The following is a 15,358-nucleotide window of genomic DNA, read 5'->3' as shown; positions in this document are numbered from 1 at the left end:
GCTTATATGGATGGAGGAAGAGAACCCAATGGAATTGACAATGATCAAGACAAAAGCGGAAAACGGGGCAATTTCGAAACCGGCAGAGAAAGATAAAGAGATTGTTTATCGTACAAGTGAATTAAATTTGTGGTATGGTGAGCATCATGCTTTAAAGAATATTCATCTGGATATTTATGAAAATGAAGTGACGGCGATCATTGGTCCTTCCGGATGCGGAAAATCGACCTATATTAAAACATTAAATCGAATGATCGAACTAGTTCCGAATGTGCGCACATCTGGAGAGATTGTTTATCGCAACCGCAATATTTTCGATCAATCATATCGGGTGGAAGAACTGCGTACACAAGTCGGAATGGTTTTCCAAAAGCCTAATCCATTTCCTAAATCCGTCTATGATAATGTCGCTTATGGTCCACGCATTCATGGGATTCGCGACAAACGAACACTTGATGAGATTGTGGAAAAAAGCTTGCGCGGTGCGGCCCTTTGGGACGAAGTGAAGGATCGCCTTTATGATAATGCCGGCGGATTATCGGGAGGACAGCAACAGCGTTTATGCATTGCCCGCTGTCTCGCCATTGAACCGGATGTGATTTTAATGGACGAACCGACATCCGCTTTAGATCCGATTTCTACATTAAGAATAGAAGAGCTGATTCAAAGGCTTAAAGAGAACTATAGCATTATTATCGTTACACATAATATGCAGCAGGCCGCGCGTATTTCTGATAAAACAGCCTTTTTCTTAAATGGTGAAGTGGTCGAATATGATGACACAGACCGTTTATTTTCCAATCCTTCGGACAAGCGCACCGAGGACTATATTACCGGAAGATTCGGCTAAACGAAAGGTGGAACCAATATGCCGGCCAGAGAAAAATTCGACTATGATTTAAAAACATTACAGCAAAAGCTGCTGGAACTTGGCAGCTTAACCGAAACAGCGTTAAATTATTCCATTCAGGCATTTCAACACAAAAATATTGAACTAGCATTGCAAATTATTGACAACGACAGTCAAATTGACACTTTGGAAGAAGAAATCAACGATTTTGCTATTTTGCTCATTGCGAAACAACAACCGGTAGCCATTGATTTGCGGAGAATTGTCATTGCGATTAAAATTGCAACAGATATTGAACGCATTGCTGATTTTGCTGTTGATATTGCGAAAGCGGCGATTCGAATGGGCGACCGTCCATTTGCGCTGGAAATGGAAAAAATCATGCAAATGCACCGTGTTGCGCTAGAAATGGTGTCCATTGGTTTAAAAGCATATTACGAAGAAGATGTGGTATTGGCTCGGAAAATTGCAGAAATGGACGATGAAGTAGATGAGTTATATGGACAAATCATGAGGGAACTGCTGCGATTGAACGCCACCAATCAAGAAAATGCTTTGCAAATTAACCAATTTTCCTTGATTGCCCGCTATATTGAACGTATCGCCGATCATGCGACTAATTTAGGAGAGCATGTCGTCTATCTCGTAAAAGGAAAGCATTACGATTTAAATGGATAAATGTAAAAAGGTGGCCCTTTAAGGGGTCACCTTTTTGAATGGGTAATCATGCGAGCGATTTCCTCATATTTCATATCACTGCGTATTTCATATGTGCCGGGACGAATTTGTCCAGTGAGTTGATGGGCGTTTAAATAGTTGGTCAAAGCCTGATCGTCAGAGATAATTTTCGCTTCTTCTAGTTCTTTAGCAAATTTTGTGGGAACATCTCCTTTGTTAATAACAAGCCGATAAATACGAATGGTTGCTGGCGGTGCCGTTGTCGTTGTCTGTGGAGAAGCAGCCTGCGCCTTCGTTTCCGCTGCTTTTTTTAGCGCTTGATATTCTGTTTTTGCCAAAACGACCAACTCGTTTTTTTGCAAATAGGCATCAAGCTGCGCTTTCGTTGATTTAACTGGCTGCTGATAATAAATGATGCCAATGATGGAGGTTGACAATAACATTCCGAGCGCAAATCCGCGAATCGCTTCTCTGTTCATCGAGCAATCCCCCGCAAAATCATGCGCACCTCTTCAGCCGTTAGCGATGTTTCCCGGGCAATTTGCTCCGCTGAAAGACCTTTTTTATAAAGAGCCCATACACGGGCATATGATGATGCGAGAGGTGAATCGTCTTTTATTTTTTCTGTTAATGAAAAAGGCTTTTCTTCATTTATTAATAATTCTTCCTCCAATATCTTCAGCCGTTTTTTGAGTTGATACGTTTCTTGAGCCAATGAAAGCGTTAAATGATCTATTTGCTCTTCTAAGCTTTTCATTTGATCTTTTCCGAAAAAAGACGCAGCCAAAAGAAGAAGGGAAATGATTACAAATCCAATTAACGTATATTCCATCATTTTCTATCACCCCACTTCACTATACCATAAATAAATGCATAAAATCGATAAGATTATTGTAAGTAAGGAGAGAAGGAGTTAAAATAAAAATAAAAAATATTGAAAGAATATTCCGTAAAAAAGGTAGGGAGGTGAAAAAATCATGAAAGGTGTGATTATGGCTGGGGGAAAAGGGACGCGTTTGCGACCGCTGACGTGCAACATTCCAAAGCCAATGGTCCCACTTGTTGGAAAACCAGCGCTTGAATACACCATTGAGTGGCTCAAGCGGTTTGAGATTACTGATATTGCGATGACCATTCAATATTTAGGGGGAGTGATTAAACAGCATTTTCAAGACGGCGGCCGATTTGGAGTGAATATTGACTATTTTGAAGAACATGAGCCACTTGGCACAGCAGGAAGCATAAAAAACGCCGCTTCTTTTATTGATGACACGTTTATTGTTGTCAGTGGAGATGCGCTAACCGATATCGACTTGTTTGAAGCGGTGGAATTTCATCGCCAGCGAGGCGCTTTAGCCACGATCGTTATGTCGCAGGAGCGGCAGCCGCTTAATTACGGAGGAATTATCGTCTCACGTGAAGGGCGGGTCAAGCAGCTGATTGAAAAGCCAAAATGGAACCAAGTATATACCGATTTTGTCAACACGGGTATTTATATTTTTGAACCGGAAATTTTAGAGTATATTATTGAAAATGAAAAGTGCGATTTCAGCAATGATGTTTTCCCTTTTTTATTAAAAAAGGATGTGCCTTTATATGCTTTTTTGGCTAAAGGCTATTGGCTCGATATCGGCACCATTCAGCAATATCAAAAAGCGCACATAGACATTTTAAATAAACATGTGCAAGTGTCGATCAATGGCAAGGAGCTGTTTCCCCATGTTTGGGTCGGATCCGATGTGAAAATCGAGGATGGTGCGGTTATTGTCGGTCCATCATTTATAGGCAATGGAGCGTTTATTCGCCAAAACGTCAAAATCGATGCCCATTCTGTCATTGGACCCAATGTGCAAATCGGCGAGCATGCTTCCGTGAAACGAAGTATCATTTGGGAGAGAAGCTATATCGGAAAGCATTGCGAATTGCGTGGCAGTATTTTAGCAGATGGCACCTATTTAGGCAACAACGTGGAACTGCTTGAACAATCCGTAATCGGTAGCCGCTGCACTCTTCAACCGCGGGTGCAGGTAAAGCCCAATATGAAAATTTGGCCGGAAAAAACGATTGCGGAAGGAACAGTGATTCATTCTTCCGTGTTTTGGGGAAAGCAACAACAAAAATCCTTGTTTGGAACACGCGGGATTGCCGGTATTGCTAATGTAGAAATGACGCCCGAATATGCTTCGAGGCTAGCTGCTGCTTATGGAAGTACGCTTCAGGTTCATCATCATGTAATGGTTGCAGGGGATGGACACCCATTTACGAACCTCATTAAACAAGCGTTTATTCATGGACTGCACGCATCAGGAGTGGTTACAGCGGAATGTCTAGAAAGTGTTACTGCGCCGATTGTGCGTCACCAGCTTCGTCGATCTTCTTATGATGGCGGCGTCTATATTTTCCTTGATGAAAAAGATCGAAGCATCTACATTGATTTGTATGACAAGCACGGCTATCCGATTAATTATTTACAAGAAAAAGAAATTGAACGTACGTTCGTTCAAGAGCAAATCCGCCGTGTGTCGATGGAACAAATAGGTTTTTCTAATACTCATCTACAGCCAAGCGCCTCTTACATTCAAGAAATGCAGCAACAAATCCATTTGCCTCTTCGTGGCTGCAAAGCAATTCTTGCCTCAGAATCACATGTCCATCATCTTGCAAACAAACTGCTTCATGGCCAGCCATGCGAAATTGAAATGCTGAAAAGCGCTGATTTTCGCGATATTGCCGATTATATAAAAACAGGAGACGCGTTATTTGCTTTAATCACAGGAAGGGATGGCGAGCAATTTTGGATTATGGACGAAAGCGGAACGATAGTGACTGAAGAACAACTGCTATCGTTATATACGATCACCTCGTTATGGTTTCAGCCAGAATGTCCTGTTTTGGTTCCAAGCTATGCGCCATCTGCGCTAGAGACCGTGGCTAGACAAATGAATGGGCAAATCAAAAAAATCAAAGGGGCACGAAAAGAGATGCTCAAAGAATGGCAGCAACCGTTTCATTTTTGTTATGATGCCATTTATGCGTTTGTCCAGCTCCTTCAGCTGCTAGCTGCCGAGGGACGTCCATTATCTGAAATTACCGCTTCCACCCCACGCATGCATTGGCTTAGAGAATATGTGTTCTGTCCTTGGAACGCCCGGGCGATTGTATTGCGTCGACTGATGGAGGATGAGAACGAAACGATTGTCGATGTCAATGACGGAATTAAATTATATCATCCTGATGGCGGCTGGACGTTTATTTTACCGGAGCTGGATCAGCCGATGTTTACCATTTATTCTGAAGCCCTGGATGTTCAAAGAGCACGTGAAACGATGATTTATTATATAAAAAAAATTCGCCAGTATCAAAATGCATAAATTAAATATGGAAATTGCCGCAAAAAAGTGCTATCATAGAAAAGTCTGATTATAAGTTTATAAAGTTTGGAGGGAAATGATCATGCGCGTAAATATTACATTGGCTTGCACAGAATGCGGCGAACGTAACTATATTTCAACAAAAAATAAACGCAACAATCCAGATCGTGTAGAGTTAAAAAAATATTGTCCAAGAGACAAAAAAGCGACCCTTCATCGCGAAACAAAGTAAGCAGTAGGAAACGTTTTCCTGCTGCTTTTTTATCATCTCAAATGAGAAATCTCCTGCTTCCATAAGTGGGGAATGAATCGGTCTTTACCGAAGAGAAGGACAGGAATGCTCCACTTCAACTTAGGTAAGTGAGGAGGAGGGCAAAGCAGAGGAGGGAATGAATTGCAGGAAAAAAGCGCGCTTCGCAAGCAAATGAAAGAAAAAATAAGAAGCTTATCAGCAAAGCAAAAGAACGAGTATGACGCGCAAATTGCGGAGAATCTGTACGCTTTGCCGGTTTGGCAGCAGGCGGAAACCATTGGGATCACCATTTCCAGAGAGAACGAAATTAACACAAAACCCATTATTGAAAAGGCTTGGCAGGAAGGAAAAACGGTATGCGTCCCAAAATGTGATCCACAAGAAAAAACGATGACATTTCGCGCCATCCGTTCATTTGATCAATTAGAGTCTGTTTATTTCGGTTTACAGGAGCCGATTGTAGCCATGACGGAAGAAGTCGCTTCTCGGCAAATCGATGTGATGATCGTTCCGGGAGTATGCTTTTCCAAAGCAGGATATCGAATCGGCTATGGGGGCGGATACTATGACCGTTACCTGCAGCATTTTTGGCGGCCGACGATTTCGCTTGCTTATTCCTTTCAAGTGGTAAACCATGTTCCATTTGAAGCGCATGACATTCCGGTTGACATGATTGTTACTAATGAAAAGGTTATGATGTGTGATGAATGAATGGCTATATATAGCTGCTATTTGGATCGTGGCTATTGGCGGCTTCGTTGTCCGCTCTTTATCGATATCGGGAGCATTAGCGACCGTTTTGGTTGGAACAGCAGTTGCTGCTGGATTTGCTTGGAAGGGATTATGCCTATTAGGCGTATTTTTTGTTACATCAAGCTTTTGGAGCCATTTTTGTCATCGGAAAAAGGAAAGAGTAGCGGAAAAAGTCGCAAAAGGATCGCAACGGGATTATATTCAAGTTTTCGCGAATGGAAGCATTCCGGCGACCATTAGCCTACTCTCCCTTTTTTTTCCTTCCTTTGTTTGGCAAGGATTGTTTATCGTTTCCATTGCTGCGGCGAATGCGGATACATGGGCTTCAGAGATTGGCAGTCTCAGCCGCCAGTCTCCTCGCCTTGTGACAACATGGGAAAAAACGGAGCCGGGGACATCAGGGGCGGTTACCTGGCTTGGCCTTGCTGCTTCTTGTTTAGGAGCTGGACTAATCGCTGTGGTCGGTTCGCTGCTATGGGATGGTGTTCCCGTTGTTGCTGTGAGCATCGCCGGTTTTTTAGGCTGCATGATTGATACATATTTAGGAGCGGTGTGGCAAGCGATGTACCGCTGCGAGGTTTGCGGCATTGAAACAGAAAAAACGGAGCACTGTCAGCAAAAAACTGTACATATTAAAGGAATTCGTTTACTTAATAACGATTTAGTAAATTGGTTAGCCATTGCTTGTTCACTGATTGTTTATTTGTTTGTCACGAATTTGCAATAGAAAGAAGGGGAGGAACCCGATAGATAATGGTAAAGTATAGAAGAAAGCTCTCTTGTTATGAATGGTGAAAGGTGGAGAAGCGAAGATGGCACATTTAGGAAAAAGGGTTGTTCTAATTGGAACAGGTTTTGTTGGCTCAAGTTACGCATTTGCTTTGCTCAATCAAGGCGTTACGGAAGAGCTTGTGTTAATTGATGTTAATCAAGAAAAAGCGGAAGGGGATGCAATGGACTTAAACCACGGTCTTCCGTTTTCTCCTTCACCAACGAAAATATGGTTTGGTGATTATCGTGATTGCGAAAACGCCGACCTTGTTGTCATCACGGCTGGAGCCAACCAAAAGCCGGGAGAAACTCGTTTAGATTTAGTTCATAAAAATATGAAAATTTTTGAATCCATCGTTTCAGAAGTCATGAAAAGTGGATTTAACGGAATATTTCTTGTTGCCACAAATCCTGTCGACGTTCTTACCTATGCGACATGGAAGTTTTCAGGGCTTCCGCATGAACGGGTGATTGGCTCAGGAACGATTTTAGATACAGCCCGTTTCCGTTATTTGCTCGGACAATATTTTCAAGTGGATGCCAGAAATGTTCATGCTTATATTATTGGTGAGCATGGCGATACCGAACTTCCAGTGTGGAGTCATGCAGATATCGGCGGAAAAGCTGTAACAGAGTTTATTCGTGAGCGCAAGCAGTATAAGCAAGAGGACTTAGAAACAATCTTTGCGAACGTTCGCGATGCCGCCTACCATATTATCGAGCGCAAAGGGGCAACCTATTATGGAATTGCCATGGGTCTTGCCCGTTTAACAAAGGCGATTTTACAAAATGAAAATTCTGTGCTGACGGTATCTGCTTATTTAAACGGTGAGTATGGCCATGCGGATATTTATATCGGCGTTCCAGCCATCGTCAATCGCGGCGGCATCCGTGAAATTGTAGAGTTAAAGCTGTCAGAAACGGAAAAAGCGAAATTCTCCCATTCAGCCACGGTATTAAAAAATGTTCTTAACCCTTTTTTCGGAAATAAAGCGCATCCTTCATAAGAAAGCTGTGTTAGTTGTAGACAATGTCCATTTGGACATTGTCTACAACTATTTTAACATCGTCCACCGAGAAGTCTCCTATCTCTTAATGGAGAGTAGGTGAGGGAGGTTTATGCAACATCCGTTCATGGTGACATTTCTACTTGCAGACTGGCTGGACAACGCTTGGCAGAAAATGAGCGTAGTCGAATGAAGACGCAAATCGAACAAAAGACGCTTATGAGTGTGAGTGGACGAACGGGGCCAGTGTCACAGAATGAAAGCGTTTATCCATAGTCTGACGCATCCTTCATAAAGCATAAAGGATGCGTTTTATAATTTATCGATTTTGGGGAAAAAGAATAGAGAAATCATGAATGGGAGGCGAAAAAAGTGAATAAAACGATATATGCCATTACGGCTGTAATCGCTGCGATTTTCCTGTATCGCTATCGTTATCGGTTGCTGAATGGAGTATTGAGCATTCGTCCCTTGCAGACACTGCTTGTGCGTGCAGGAATGAGCATTCCATTTGTTCGCAAAGCAGTTGTTTCGCAAGTTTTTCATTAATTATGGTACAATGGCTAAAAAATAAGCTTTTCGTCATAGCACGTGGTTTTTAACGATATGAAAGGGAGAGGGAAACGTGGATCTGTTTTATTGGCAGCTCGTATACTTTTTGGTGAAAAACCGCTATCGAATTATCAAATTATCGAATGCGCCTCATGAAATATGGTTAGAGTCTTTCGAGCATAAAGGCGCTCCGCTTATTCGGCTTGTGCGGTATGATATCGATTGGAGCAGCTGGCTCCAACGTGATCTTGAATATACGCGCCAGATAGCTGAACAGCTGCAAAAACGGCATTTACGCCGTTCGCTTCCAATCTTGAATATCTATATTTCCGCTTATCCGCCGGTTGATGATTGGGAATGGATCGTGAAGGAACCCACTGAGCATTCGAGCTTACATACGATATTGGTTCATTCAGCCAACCAGATGCAAGCGTTGCAGGACATAAGCCAAATCATCCATGTTCCCGTTTCGCTGCCCGCGATCGAACACGACATGGCCCCCCAGTTTGCGATCCAGTCTATCCAAAGGCATGTCTTCCGCCTAGAAAAAGAAAGGCAAGAAAAAGAGAAGCGCCTGATGGAGCACGGCAAGCCACGGATCGTCTATGCATTAATCGCGATCCAAGTATTGATGTTTCTTTTTCTTGAATGGAAAGGAGGCAGCACGAATTCTGCTGTGCTGATTCAATATGGAGCAAAGTTTAACCCTCTGATTCAATCGGGGGAATGGTGGCGGCTGATTACACCGGTTTTTTTACATATTGGTTTTCTTCATTTATTAATGAATACAATGGCGCTATATTATTTAGGAATCGTGGTCGAACGTTTATATGGCTCTTGGCGCTTTTTGTTTATTTACTTGTTGGCAGGCTTCTTCGGAACAGTCGGCAGTTTTTTATTCACCTCTTCCATCTCCGCAGGAGCGTCTGGAGCGATTTTCGGCTTATTTGGCGCCCTTCTTTATTTTGGTACGGTATACCGCCATCTTTTCTTTCAAACAATGGGGGCTAATATTATAGGATTAATCGTGCTTAATCTAGGGTTGGGACTGTTGATTCCCGGGATTGATAACGCCGGACATATCGGTGGTTTGATTGGTGGTTTTCTGGCAGCCAATATCGTTCACTTGCCGCGCCATCGTTCATGGAGCAAGCAATTGCTTTCGTTTCTCGTGACATTGTCATTGCTTTCTTTTAGTTTATATATGGGATTTAAAGGATAAAGATTATGGGGAAATATGCTGGCGCAATTGCACAGTTTCCCCATTTTTCGTTTTCGTCAAAACAATTAAATGGGAGTAGTCTTTACTTATTAAAAGAAGCGGAACGGTGCTTCCAATTGGCGAAATAATCGATCCGTCCTTTTGTTTGATTCCTAAAAAATAGTTTTTGTACAATCCTTCCCATAGATTGCCGATAATGGCTTGGGTTTTTGCTTGCGAAAGATCAGGAAACGGCTGCTCGTTATAGGAAAGCAGCTCTGGCAAATACAAGTGATAGTAGCGTCGTTCATTAACCCCTATTTCTTCAATCATTGCTTTAGCTGTATATTCAAGAAGCTGTGAGGAGGCTTTATTTAATACTCGCTGCCATTCTTTTTCATTTGCTGTTTTGGCGTGACGGAAAGAAGTAAATGGAGAGTATGGAGAAGCAATGACATATAATTGATCGCCACTCATTTTTTGACTGCTCGTAATGGTGTCTCCGCGATGAATCTCTCCATAGTGAAAAGAAATCGCTTGGAAAAAATGACTATCGGTCGACTGAAAGGACCGTTCTTGCCGCAGTGATTGATCAGCCTCTCTCCATTTAGACAAAGTCCCCATTAAACGTCCATCTGCAAACAGCAAAGAAATATCTTGCCGCAAATACACTTTTTCGTTTAAAGAAGAAGAGACCGTCCAAGAAAGGGAATATGAATGGTGCGATTTTGGCGACCGAGCATGTAAAACGGTTGCGGTTTGCTGAAAGCTAGCCTCTTGGTCAATAGGAAAAAAAGTGATGGCCTCTTGTGATGGATTCTCAAAAGAAAACGGAAAAAGATAAAGGCTTATCAATAGTGTGACAAATAGAGGGATCATCCAAAAAAGTGCTCGCTTCATATTTTTCCTCCAATAATATGGACAAGTTTTCACCAATGTATATGCAGAGAATTTGGAAAATATGTATGAATTCTCGCGCGGCTGTCAATGCTGGAGGATAAATGAGAGATCGTGCAGGTGAAAAAACGATGGAACGAACAAAGCGGGCTATTTCCACATCATTGTCTGAAAATGTTGCTTATTTGCGTGAGCGTCTAGGTGTTGGCAAAAGTTTTGATGTTATTCATTTAGATGTAGAATATGCAGGACGCAGCATGGCTTTTTTTATGATTGATGGATTTGTCAAAGATGATATCTTGCACTATATCATGAAGTTTTTAGCAACCCTTGATCAACAAGCGCTTCAGGAAAGTCCGATCGAGAAATTGTTAAAAACATATTTGCCTTATGTTGAATTAGAAAAGACGGATGATTTAAATCGAATTGTCGATGGAGTGCTTTCAGGTCCTACGGCATTAATGATCGATGGGATCGCTTATGCTATTTTGATTGATGCTCGCACGTATCCGGTTCGCGGACCGCAAGAGCCGGATATGGAACGGGTGGTCCGCGGCGCACGTGACGGCTTTGTCGAAACCATTGTTTTTAATACGGCGTTGACGAGAAGGAGAGTGCGCGACCGAACGCTGCGTATGGAATATATGCAAGTAGGGAGGCGATCCAAAACCGACATTTGTGTCTGTTATATTGAGGATATCGCAAATCCGGAAATTGTTCGTAGTGTGAAGGAATCGATTTCCAAAATTGATACAGATGGGCTGCCAATGGGAGAAAAAACACTTGAAGAATTTATTTCTGGACGACATTGGAATCCTTATCCGGTTGTCCGGTACACGGAACGGCCAGATACGGCGGCCGTTCATTTATATGAAGGTCATGTCTTGGTCATGGTTGACGGCTCACCCAGTGTCTTGATTATGCCAGCGACATTTTGGCACCATTTACAGCATGCGGAGGAGTATCGCAATAAACCCATTGTTGGCGCCTATTTGCGCTTGGTCCGCTTTTTAGCTGTTTGGGCCTCGCTTTTTCTGCTGCCGCTATGGTATTGGGCGATGACTAATTCTGATCAGCTGCCTAGTGCCCTTTCCTTTATTGGGAAAGCAAGTACAGGAGATCTTCCGTTATTTGCCCAGCTCATTGTGATTGAACTCGGTATTGATATGCTAAGAATGGCGGCGATTCATACGCCTTCCTCCTTAGCGACGGCACTGGGACTTGTGGCGGCTCTGATGATTGGGGGAATTGCTGTAGAGGTCGGCATTTTTTCCAATGAAGTCGTTCTTTATTTTTCTATTGCAGCGATTGGTACATTTGCGACACCAAGCTATGAGCTGGGATTGGCGAACCGCCTTGTGCGCATTGGCTTACTCATTGCTACCTCTTTATTTGGCGTTTACGGTTATATCGTTGGAATTACGTTGTGGGTTATGATGCTAGCGCGCATGAAATCCTTTACGATTCCTTATTTATGGCCCTTTATTCCGTTTTCCTACCGGGCGATGCGCGACGTGTTGATCCGCTCTCCTATTCCGTTAAAAAATCGAAGACCGACCGTGCTGCATCCGCGTGATCCCGATCGATAAAAAGGCTTATCTTTTCGTAAGATAAGCCTTTAACTGTTGATAAACGCTTTCATTCTGCATTACTGGTTTCGCTCGTCTCCTACATTTTGTTCGATTTGCATCTTCCCTCGTCTATGTTTCTTGTTAACCAAGCATTTTCAAGCGAATCTGATATAGAAAAATCATAATTAATTTAAATAATGACCGGCAAAGCCAAAAGTGACTTTTTCTACAATCTGAAGCCTTCTTTTATGTTTTTTATAGTAGGGATCGTTTCCTTTCTTGACGGCTTGCTCCGTTTGTTTATAAATTTATAATATGTACAAAAACGATATATAACATATAGCGCGGGTGAAAAGATGAAAACGGTTTATGATGTTCAGCAGCTTTTAAAAAAGTTTGGAACGATTATTTATGTAGGCGATCGGGTAGCTGATTTAGAGTTAATGGAGGAGGAGCTAAAGGAGCTATATCAATCGCAGCTGATTGATGTGCAGGAATACCAAATGGCGCTGTTGATCGTGAGGCATGAGGCACAAATGGAACGAGAAAAACGAATGAAAAAGGGATGAATAGAACATGGAAAAATGGTTAGCAGGTGTTGATTTAGGTGGCACAACAATTAAAATGGCGTTTATCAATATATATGGGGAAATGATTGATAAATGGGAAATCGATACAAATCATACTGATCACGGAAAACATATTGTTACTGATATTGCTAAAGCAATTGATCAAAGGTTGGAAAAGCACGGTCAAGGAAGAGAGAAGCTACTAGGGATCGGCATGGGGGCGCCTGGTCCTATCAAAGGAGACACAGGAGTCGTTTATGAGACAGTCAATATTGGCTGGAAAAACTACCCTTTGAAAAACCTGCTTGAGGCGGAAACATCGCTTCCTGTTGTTGTGGATAACGATGCTAATATGGCAGCCATTGGCGAGATGTGGAAAGGAGCAGGGAATGGCGCAAAAAATTTAGTTTGTGTCACGCTTGGGACAGGAGTTGGCGGCGGTGTGATTGCCAATGGTCAAATCGTGCGCGGAACGAATGGTGCAGGTGGTGAAATTGGCCATATTACCTCCATCCCGGACGGAGGAGCTGCTTGTAATTGCGGAAAAACGGGCTGCTTAGAAACGATCGCTTCGGCAACAGGAATTGTGCGTATCGCAAAAGAAAAGCTGACCAATAGCGAAGCTGATAGTATATTGCGGCAAGCAGAACATGTAACGGCCAAAGATGTATTTGACGCAGCTAAAGCCAATGACCGATTGGCGCTTGAAATCGTTGACTTTGTCACCTTTCATCTGGGACTGGCTCTCGCTCATGTTGCCAATGCCTTGAATCCGGAAAAAATTGTCATTGGCGGCGGTGTATCCAAAGCTGGTGACATATTAGTTCAGCATACCGGCCATTATTTTAGACGTTTTGCTTTTCCTCGTGTAGCAGAGGGAGCTTCTATTGTTACGGCAACGCTCGGCAATGATGCTGGAGTGATTGGCGGTGCTTGGCTGGCCAAACAAGCGTTTTTATTATAGCAGCATAAAAGACTGATTGTTTCATGCAATCAGCCTTTTTCTTATATGAACCGCATGGCCAAGTTTATTCGTCATTTTAAAGAGACGAAGGGAAAGAACGGCTGACATGTAGTAAAATGAGCGATCTCTCCATAAAAATAGAATGATGGTTCATGGTGAAATCACTCGTACATCCTTCTGAGCATACAATACTCGTAAATATTTTGGGGCAGCGGCCAGAAGGAGGAAGAACCATGGGGATTATTAGAGGAAGCGAGTATATTGAAAGGATTGACAATCAGCAGGCGGATGTTTGGATCGATGGTACCCCCGTCACGGGGAAACGATCTGAGCATCCAGCTTTCTCGGGAATTATGCGCAGTCAAGCGAAATTGTATGATGCTCAGCATCATCCAGATAAGCAACACATTCTTACGTTCCGGGCTCCAAACGGCGAATTAGTAGGTGCTTCTTTTTTGCGTCCGACGACAAAAGAGGATTTGGAAAAAAGACGTCTCATGTTTCAGGAGTGGGCGAAAATCAGTGCCGGCATGATGGGAAGATCACCTGACTACATGAATACAGCTGTCATGGCCTTAGCTGCTGCTGCCGATATGTTTGCAGAGCAACGACCTGAGTATGGCGAGCATGTACGTCATTTATATGAGCAAGCAATGAAACATGATTGGTCTTTTACACATACGTTTATTAATCCTCAGAAAAACCGTTCTCTTGGTTATATAGAAGATAATGAGGAGATTGTGGCGGCTAAGGTCGTCGATGAAACAGCCGATGGCATTGTCTTAAAAGGAGCGCGTCTTTTGGCTACTCAGGGAGGAATCACGGATGAGCTCCTCGTTTTGCCTGCTGGCGGCAATTATATTGGTGATGAGTATATTTACGCATTTTCTCTTCCGACAAACACGCCAGGATTAAAGTTTATTTGTCGCCCATCGTTTGCAGGCGGCTCGTCGGCGTTTAATTATCCGCTAAGTTCGCGATTTGATGAAGTGGATGCGCTTGTTGTTTTTGATCATGTGCTTGTACCGTGGGACCGTGTATTTTTATATAAAAATGCATGGCTGGCTAAAGAACTGTATACAGAGAGCCATTTATCGGCGATGCTTTTGCATCAGGTACTTTCCAGGAGAGTAGTCAAGACGGAATATTTTCTTGGGGTCGTGCATTTGCTGATTGAATCAATTCAAATTGCGGAATATCAGCATGTCAAAGAAAAAGCAAGTGAAATTGCTGCTGCATTAGAAGCGTTAAAGGCATTGTTGCTGGCATCAGAAAGGGAGGCGAAACCAGATCGCCGCGGTACGATGATTCCTGCCCTAGAACCGTTATCTGCGTCAGCCTTTTTATATCCGCGAATGTATCCGCGTTTTGCAGAAATTGTTCAATTGCTTGGCGCCAGCGGCCTCGTTTGTTTGCCGACAGAAAAGGATTTTGCTTCTCCTATTCGTTCAGATTTAGATCGCTATTTACAGGCAGCGACGCTGGAGGCTGAAGATCGGGTACAATTGTTTCGCTTGGCATGGGATATGACCATGAGCGCGTTTGGAACAAGACAAACGCTTTATGAACGCTTTTTTTTCGGTGATCCTGCGAAGTTTTCCGTCAGTTTTTACAACGGGTATGATAAAACGAAATGTGTTCAAATGGTGCAGCAGTTTTTAGAAAGTACGAATGCTAACGGATAAAGCGAATGGAACTCTCCAACCTGCCATCTTACAAAACGAAACATAAGGTTAGACCTTATTGATAAAACGGACGATTGGTTCATAAAGGCAGAGGGAGCTTCTATTGTTCCTAATCCCCACTTAGGAAAGAAGTCTCCCTTTTTAAGCGTGTAAAAATGGTAAGGAGAGATAAATTTCGGTGGGCGATCACCCCGATTTTTGCTATATTCGATCGCTCATGTTCTTTGTTCGCCGGA

The 15,358-nt window shown here is 42.8% G+C and carries 16 protein-coding genes; 13 read left to right on the top strand and 3 right to left on the bottom strand.

The features are described 5' to 3' along the window. The first annotated feature begins 40 nt into the window (after positions 1–40). Together pstB and phoU are read left to right on the top strand one after the other, a co-directional pair. Complete coding sequence (gene pstB, locus GGQ95_RS05550) at positions 41–850, top strand: phosphate ABC transporter ATP-binding protein PstB (RefSeq protein ID WP_231734583.1); 810 nt, start codon at positions 41–43, stop codon at positions 848–850. A gap of 18 nt (positions 851–868) precedes the next feature. Continuing rightward, complete coding sequence (gene phoU, locus GGQ95_RS05545) at positions 869–1,528, top strand: phosphate signaling complex protein PhoU (protein ID WP_044744532.1); 660 nt, start codon at positions 869–871, stop codon at positions 1,526–1,528. A 26-nt stretch (positions 1,529–1,554) separates the two neighbouring features. On the opposite strand, the gene GGQ95_RS05540 is transcribed toward phoU, so the two are convergent. Both GGQ95_RS05540 and GGQ95_RS05535 read right to left on the bottom strand, forming a co-directional pair. Continuing rightward, a complete protein-coding gene (locus tag GGQ95_RS05540; protein WP_066145863.1) occupies positions 1,555–2,007 on the bottom strand; it encodes an endolytic transglycosylase MltG in 453 nt (150 codons plus the stop codon). Then, positions 2,004–2,360, bottom strand: a complete 357-nt coding sequence (locus GGQ95_RS05535; RefSeq protein ID WP_369818754.1) for a hypothetical protein — start codon at positions 2,358–2,360, stop codon at positions 2,004–2,006. The genes GGQ95_RS05540 and GGQ95_RS05535 overlap by 4 nt, the downstream gene beginning before the upstream one ends. Before the next feature lie 145 nt (positions 2,361–2,505). Here GGQ95_RS05535 and GGQ95_RS05530 point away from each other — a divergent pair, with 145 nt between their 5' ends. The 7 genes from GGQ95_RS05530 to GGQ95_RS05500 all read left to right on the top strand — a co-directional run bounded on the left by GGQ95_RS05530 (position 2,506) and on the right by GGQ95_RS05500 (position 9,457). Then, entirely contained in the window at positions 2,506–4,899 is a 2,394-nt protein-coding gene (locus GGQ95_RS05530) for a sugar phosphate nucleotidyltransferase (RefSeq protein WP_159720145.1), read from the top strand. An 82-nt stretch (positions 4,900–4,981) separates the two neighbouring features. Beyond that, positions 4,982–5,131: a 50S ribosomal protein L33 gene (rpmG, locus tag GGQ95_RS05525; RefSeq protein ID WP_044744528.1), complete on the top strand. Its 150-nt coding sequence runs from the start codon at positions 4,982–4,984 to the stop codon at positions 5,129–5,131. A 162-nt stretch (positions 5,132–5,293) separates the two neighbouring features. Beyond that, the gene (locus GGQ95_RS05520) at positions 5,294–5,863 is read left to right on the top strand and encodes a 5-formyltetrahydrofolate cyclo-ligase (RefSeq protein ID WP_044744527.1); all 570 of its coding nucleotides are present in this window, start codon (positions 5,294–5,296) and stop codon (positions 5,861–5,863) included. Further along, positions 5,856–6,632, top strand: a complete 777-nt coding sequence (locus tag GGQ95_RS05515) for a DUF92 domain-containing protein (RefSeq protein WP_044744526.1) — start codon at positions 5,856–5,858, stop codon at positions 6,630–6,632. Before GGQ95_RS05520 ends, GGQ95_RS05515 begins: the two co-directional genes overlap by 8 nt. 85 nt (positions 6,633–6,717) lie before the next feature. Next, complete coding sequence (locus GGQ95_RS05510) at positions 6,718–7,683, top strand: L-lactate dehydrogenase (protein WP_044744525.1); 966 nt, start codon at positions 6,718–6,720, stop codon at positions 7,681–7,683. 372 nt (positions 7,684–8,055) lie between these two features. Then, the gene (yqgO, locus tag GGQ95_RS05505; protein WP_172798667.1) at positions 8,056–8,232 is read left to right on the top strand and encodes a protein YqgO; all 177 of its coding nucleotides are present in this window, start codon (positions 8,056–8,058) and stop codon (positions 8,230–8,232) included. 76 nt (positions 8,233–8,308) lie between these two features. Then, a complete protein-coding gene (locus GGQ95_RS05500; RefSeq protein ID WP_066145857.1) occupies positions 8,309–9,457 on the top strand; it encodes a rhomboid family intramembrane serine protease in 1,149 nt (382 codons plus the stop codon). Positions 9,458–9,460: 3 nt separating this feature from the next. Here the strand turns inward: GGQ95_RS05500 and GGQ95_RS05495 are convergent, their stop codons facing one another. Continuing rightward, positions 9,461–10,336 carry a hypothetical protein gene (locus tag GGQ95_RS05495; RefSeq protein ID WP_066145854.1) on the bottom strand — a complete coding sequence of 292 codons (876 nt, stop codon included), beginning with the start codon at positions 10,334–10,336 and terminating at the stop codon, positions 9,461–9,463. A gap of 128 nt (positions 10,337–10,464) precedes the next feature. Between GGQ95_RS05495 and GGQ95_RS05490 the strand changes: the two genes are divergently transcribed. The 4 genes from GGQ95_RS05490 (at position 10,465) to hpaB (ending at position 15,122) form a co-directional block, all read left to right on the top strand. Further along, positions 10,465–11,922 (top strand): spore germination protein, encoded by a 1,458-nt coding sequence (locus GGQ95_RS05490; RefSeq protein ID WP_066146543.1) that lies wholly within the window; start codon positions 10,465–10,467, stop codon positions 11,920–11,922. A gap of 338 nt (positions 11,923–12,260) precedes the next feature. Beyond that, positions 12,261–12,473: a YqgQ family protein gene (locus GGQ95_RS05485; protein WP_044744522.1), complete on the top strand. Its 213-nt coding sequence runs from the start codon at positions 12,261–12,263 to the stop codon at positions 12,471–12,473. A gap of 7 nt (positions 12,474–12,480) precedes the next feature. Further along, positions 12,481–13,437, top strand: a complete 957-nt coding sequence (locus tag GGQ95_RS05480) for an ROK family glucokinase (protein ID WP_066145852.1) — start codon at positions 12,481–12,483, stop codon at positions 13,435–13,437. Positions 13,438–13,670: 233 nt separating this feature from the next. Further along, complete coding sequence (gene hpaB / locus GGQ95_RS05475; RefSeq protein WP_183186465.1) at positions 13,671–15,122, top strand: 4-hydroxyphenylacetate 3-monooxygenase, oxygenase component; 1,452 nt, start codon at positions 13,671–13,673, stop codon at positions 15,120–15,122. The last annotated feature ends 236 nt before the right edge of the window (positions 15,123–15,358 follow it).

Origin of the sequence: Anoxybacteroides rupiense, assembly GCF_014196195.1 — a bacterium.
Classification (GTDB): Bacteria; Bacillota; Bacilli; order Bacillales; family Anoxybacillaceae; genus Anoxybacteroides; species Anoxybacteroides rupiense.
The sequence above is the reverse complement of the archived record's forward strand: the minus strand, read 5'-3'. Positions and strand labels throughout refer to the sequence as shown.

Bases quoted from the DNA above. Each gene is read 5' to 3' on its own strand.
- hpaB (WP_183186465.1), top strand. From the start codon at position 13,671: ATGGGGATTATTAGAGGAAGCGAGTATATTGAAAGGATTGACAATCAG.
- GGQ95_RS05535 (WP_369818754.1), bottom strand. From the start codon at position 2,360: ATGGAATATACGTTAATTGGATTTGTAATCATTTCCCTTCTTCTTTTG.
- GGQ95_RS05515 (WP_044744526.1), top strand. From the start codon at position 5,856: ATGAATGAATGGCTATATATAGCTGCTATTTGGATCGTGGCTATTGGC.
- phoU (WP_044744532.1), top strand. From the start codon at position 869: ATGCCGGCCAGAGAAAAATTCGACTATGATTTAAAAACATTACAGCAA.
- GGQ95_RS05485 (WP_044744522.1), top strand. From the start codon at position 12,261: ATGAAAACGGTTTATGATGTTCAGCAGCTTTTAAAAAAGTTTGGAACG.
- GGQ95_RS05530 (WP_159720145.1), top strand. From the start codon at position 2,506: ATGAAAGGTGTGATTATGGCTGGGGGAAAAGGGACGCGTTTGCGACCG.
- pstB (WP_231734583.1), top strand. From the start codon at position 41: ATGATCAAGACAAAAGCGGAAAACGGGGCAATTTCGAAACCGGCAGAG.
- GGQ95_RS05495 (WP_066145854.1), bottom strand. From the start codon at position 10,336: ATGAAGCGAGCACTTTTTTGGATGATCCCTCTATTTGTCACACTATTG.
- GGQ95_RS05480 (WP_066145852.1), top strand. From the start codon at position 12,481: ATGGAAAAATGGTTAGCAGGTGTTGATTTAGGTGGCACAACAATTAAA.
- rpmG (WP_044744528.1), top strand. From the start codon at position 4,982: ATGCGCGTAAATATTACATTGGCTTGCACAGAATGCGGCGAACGTAAC.
- GGQ95_RS05510 (WP_044744525.1), top strand. From the start codon at position 6,718: ATGGCACATTTAGGAAAAAGGGTTGTTCTAATTGGAACAGGTTTTGTT.
- GGQ95_RS05540 (WP_066145863.1), bottom strand. From the start codon at position 2,007: ATGAACAGAGAAGCGATTCGCGGATTTGCGCTCGGAATGTTATTGTCA.
- GGQ95_RS05490 (WP_066146543.1), top strand. From the start codon at position 10,465: ATGGAACGAACAAAGCGGGCTATTTCCACATCATTGTCTGAAAATGTT.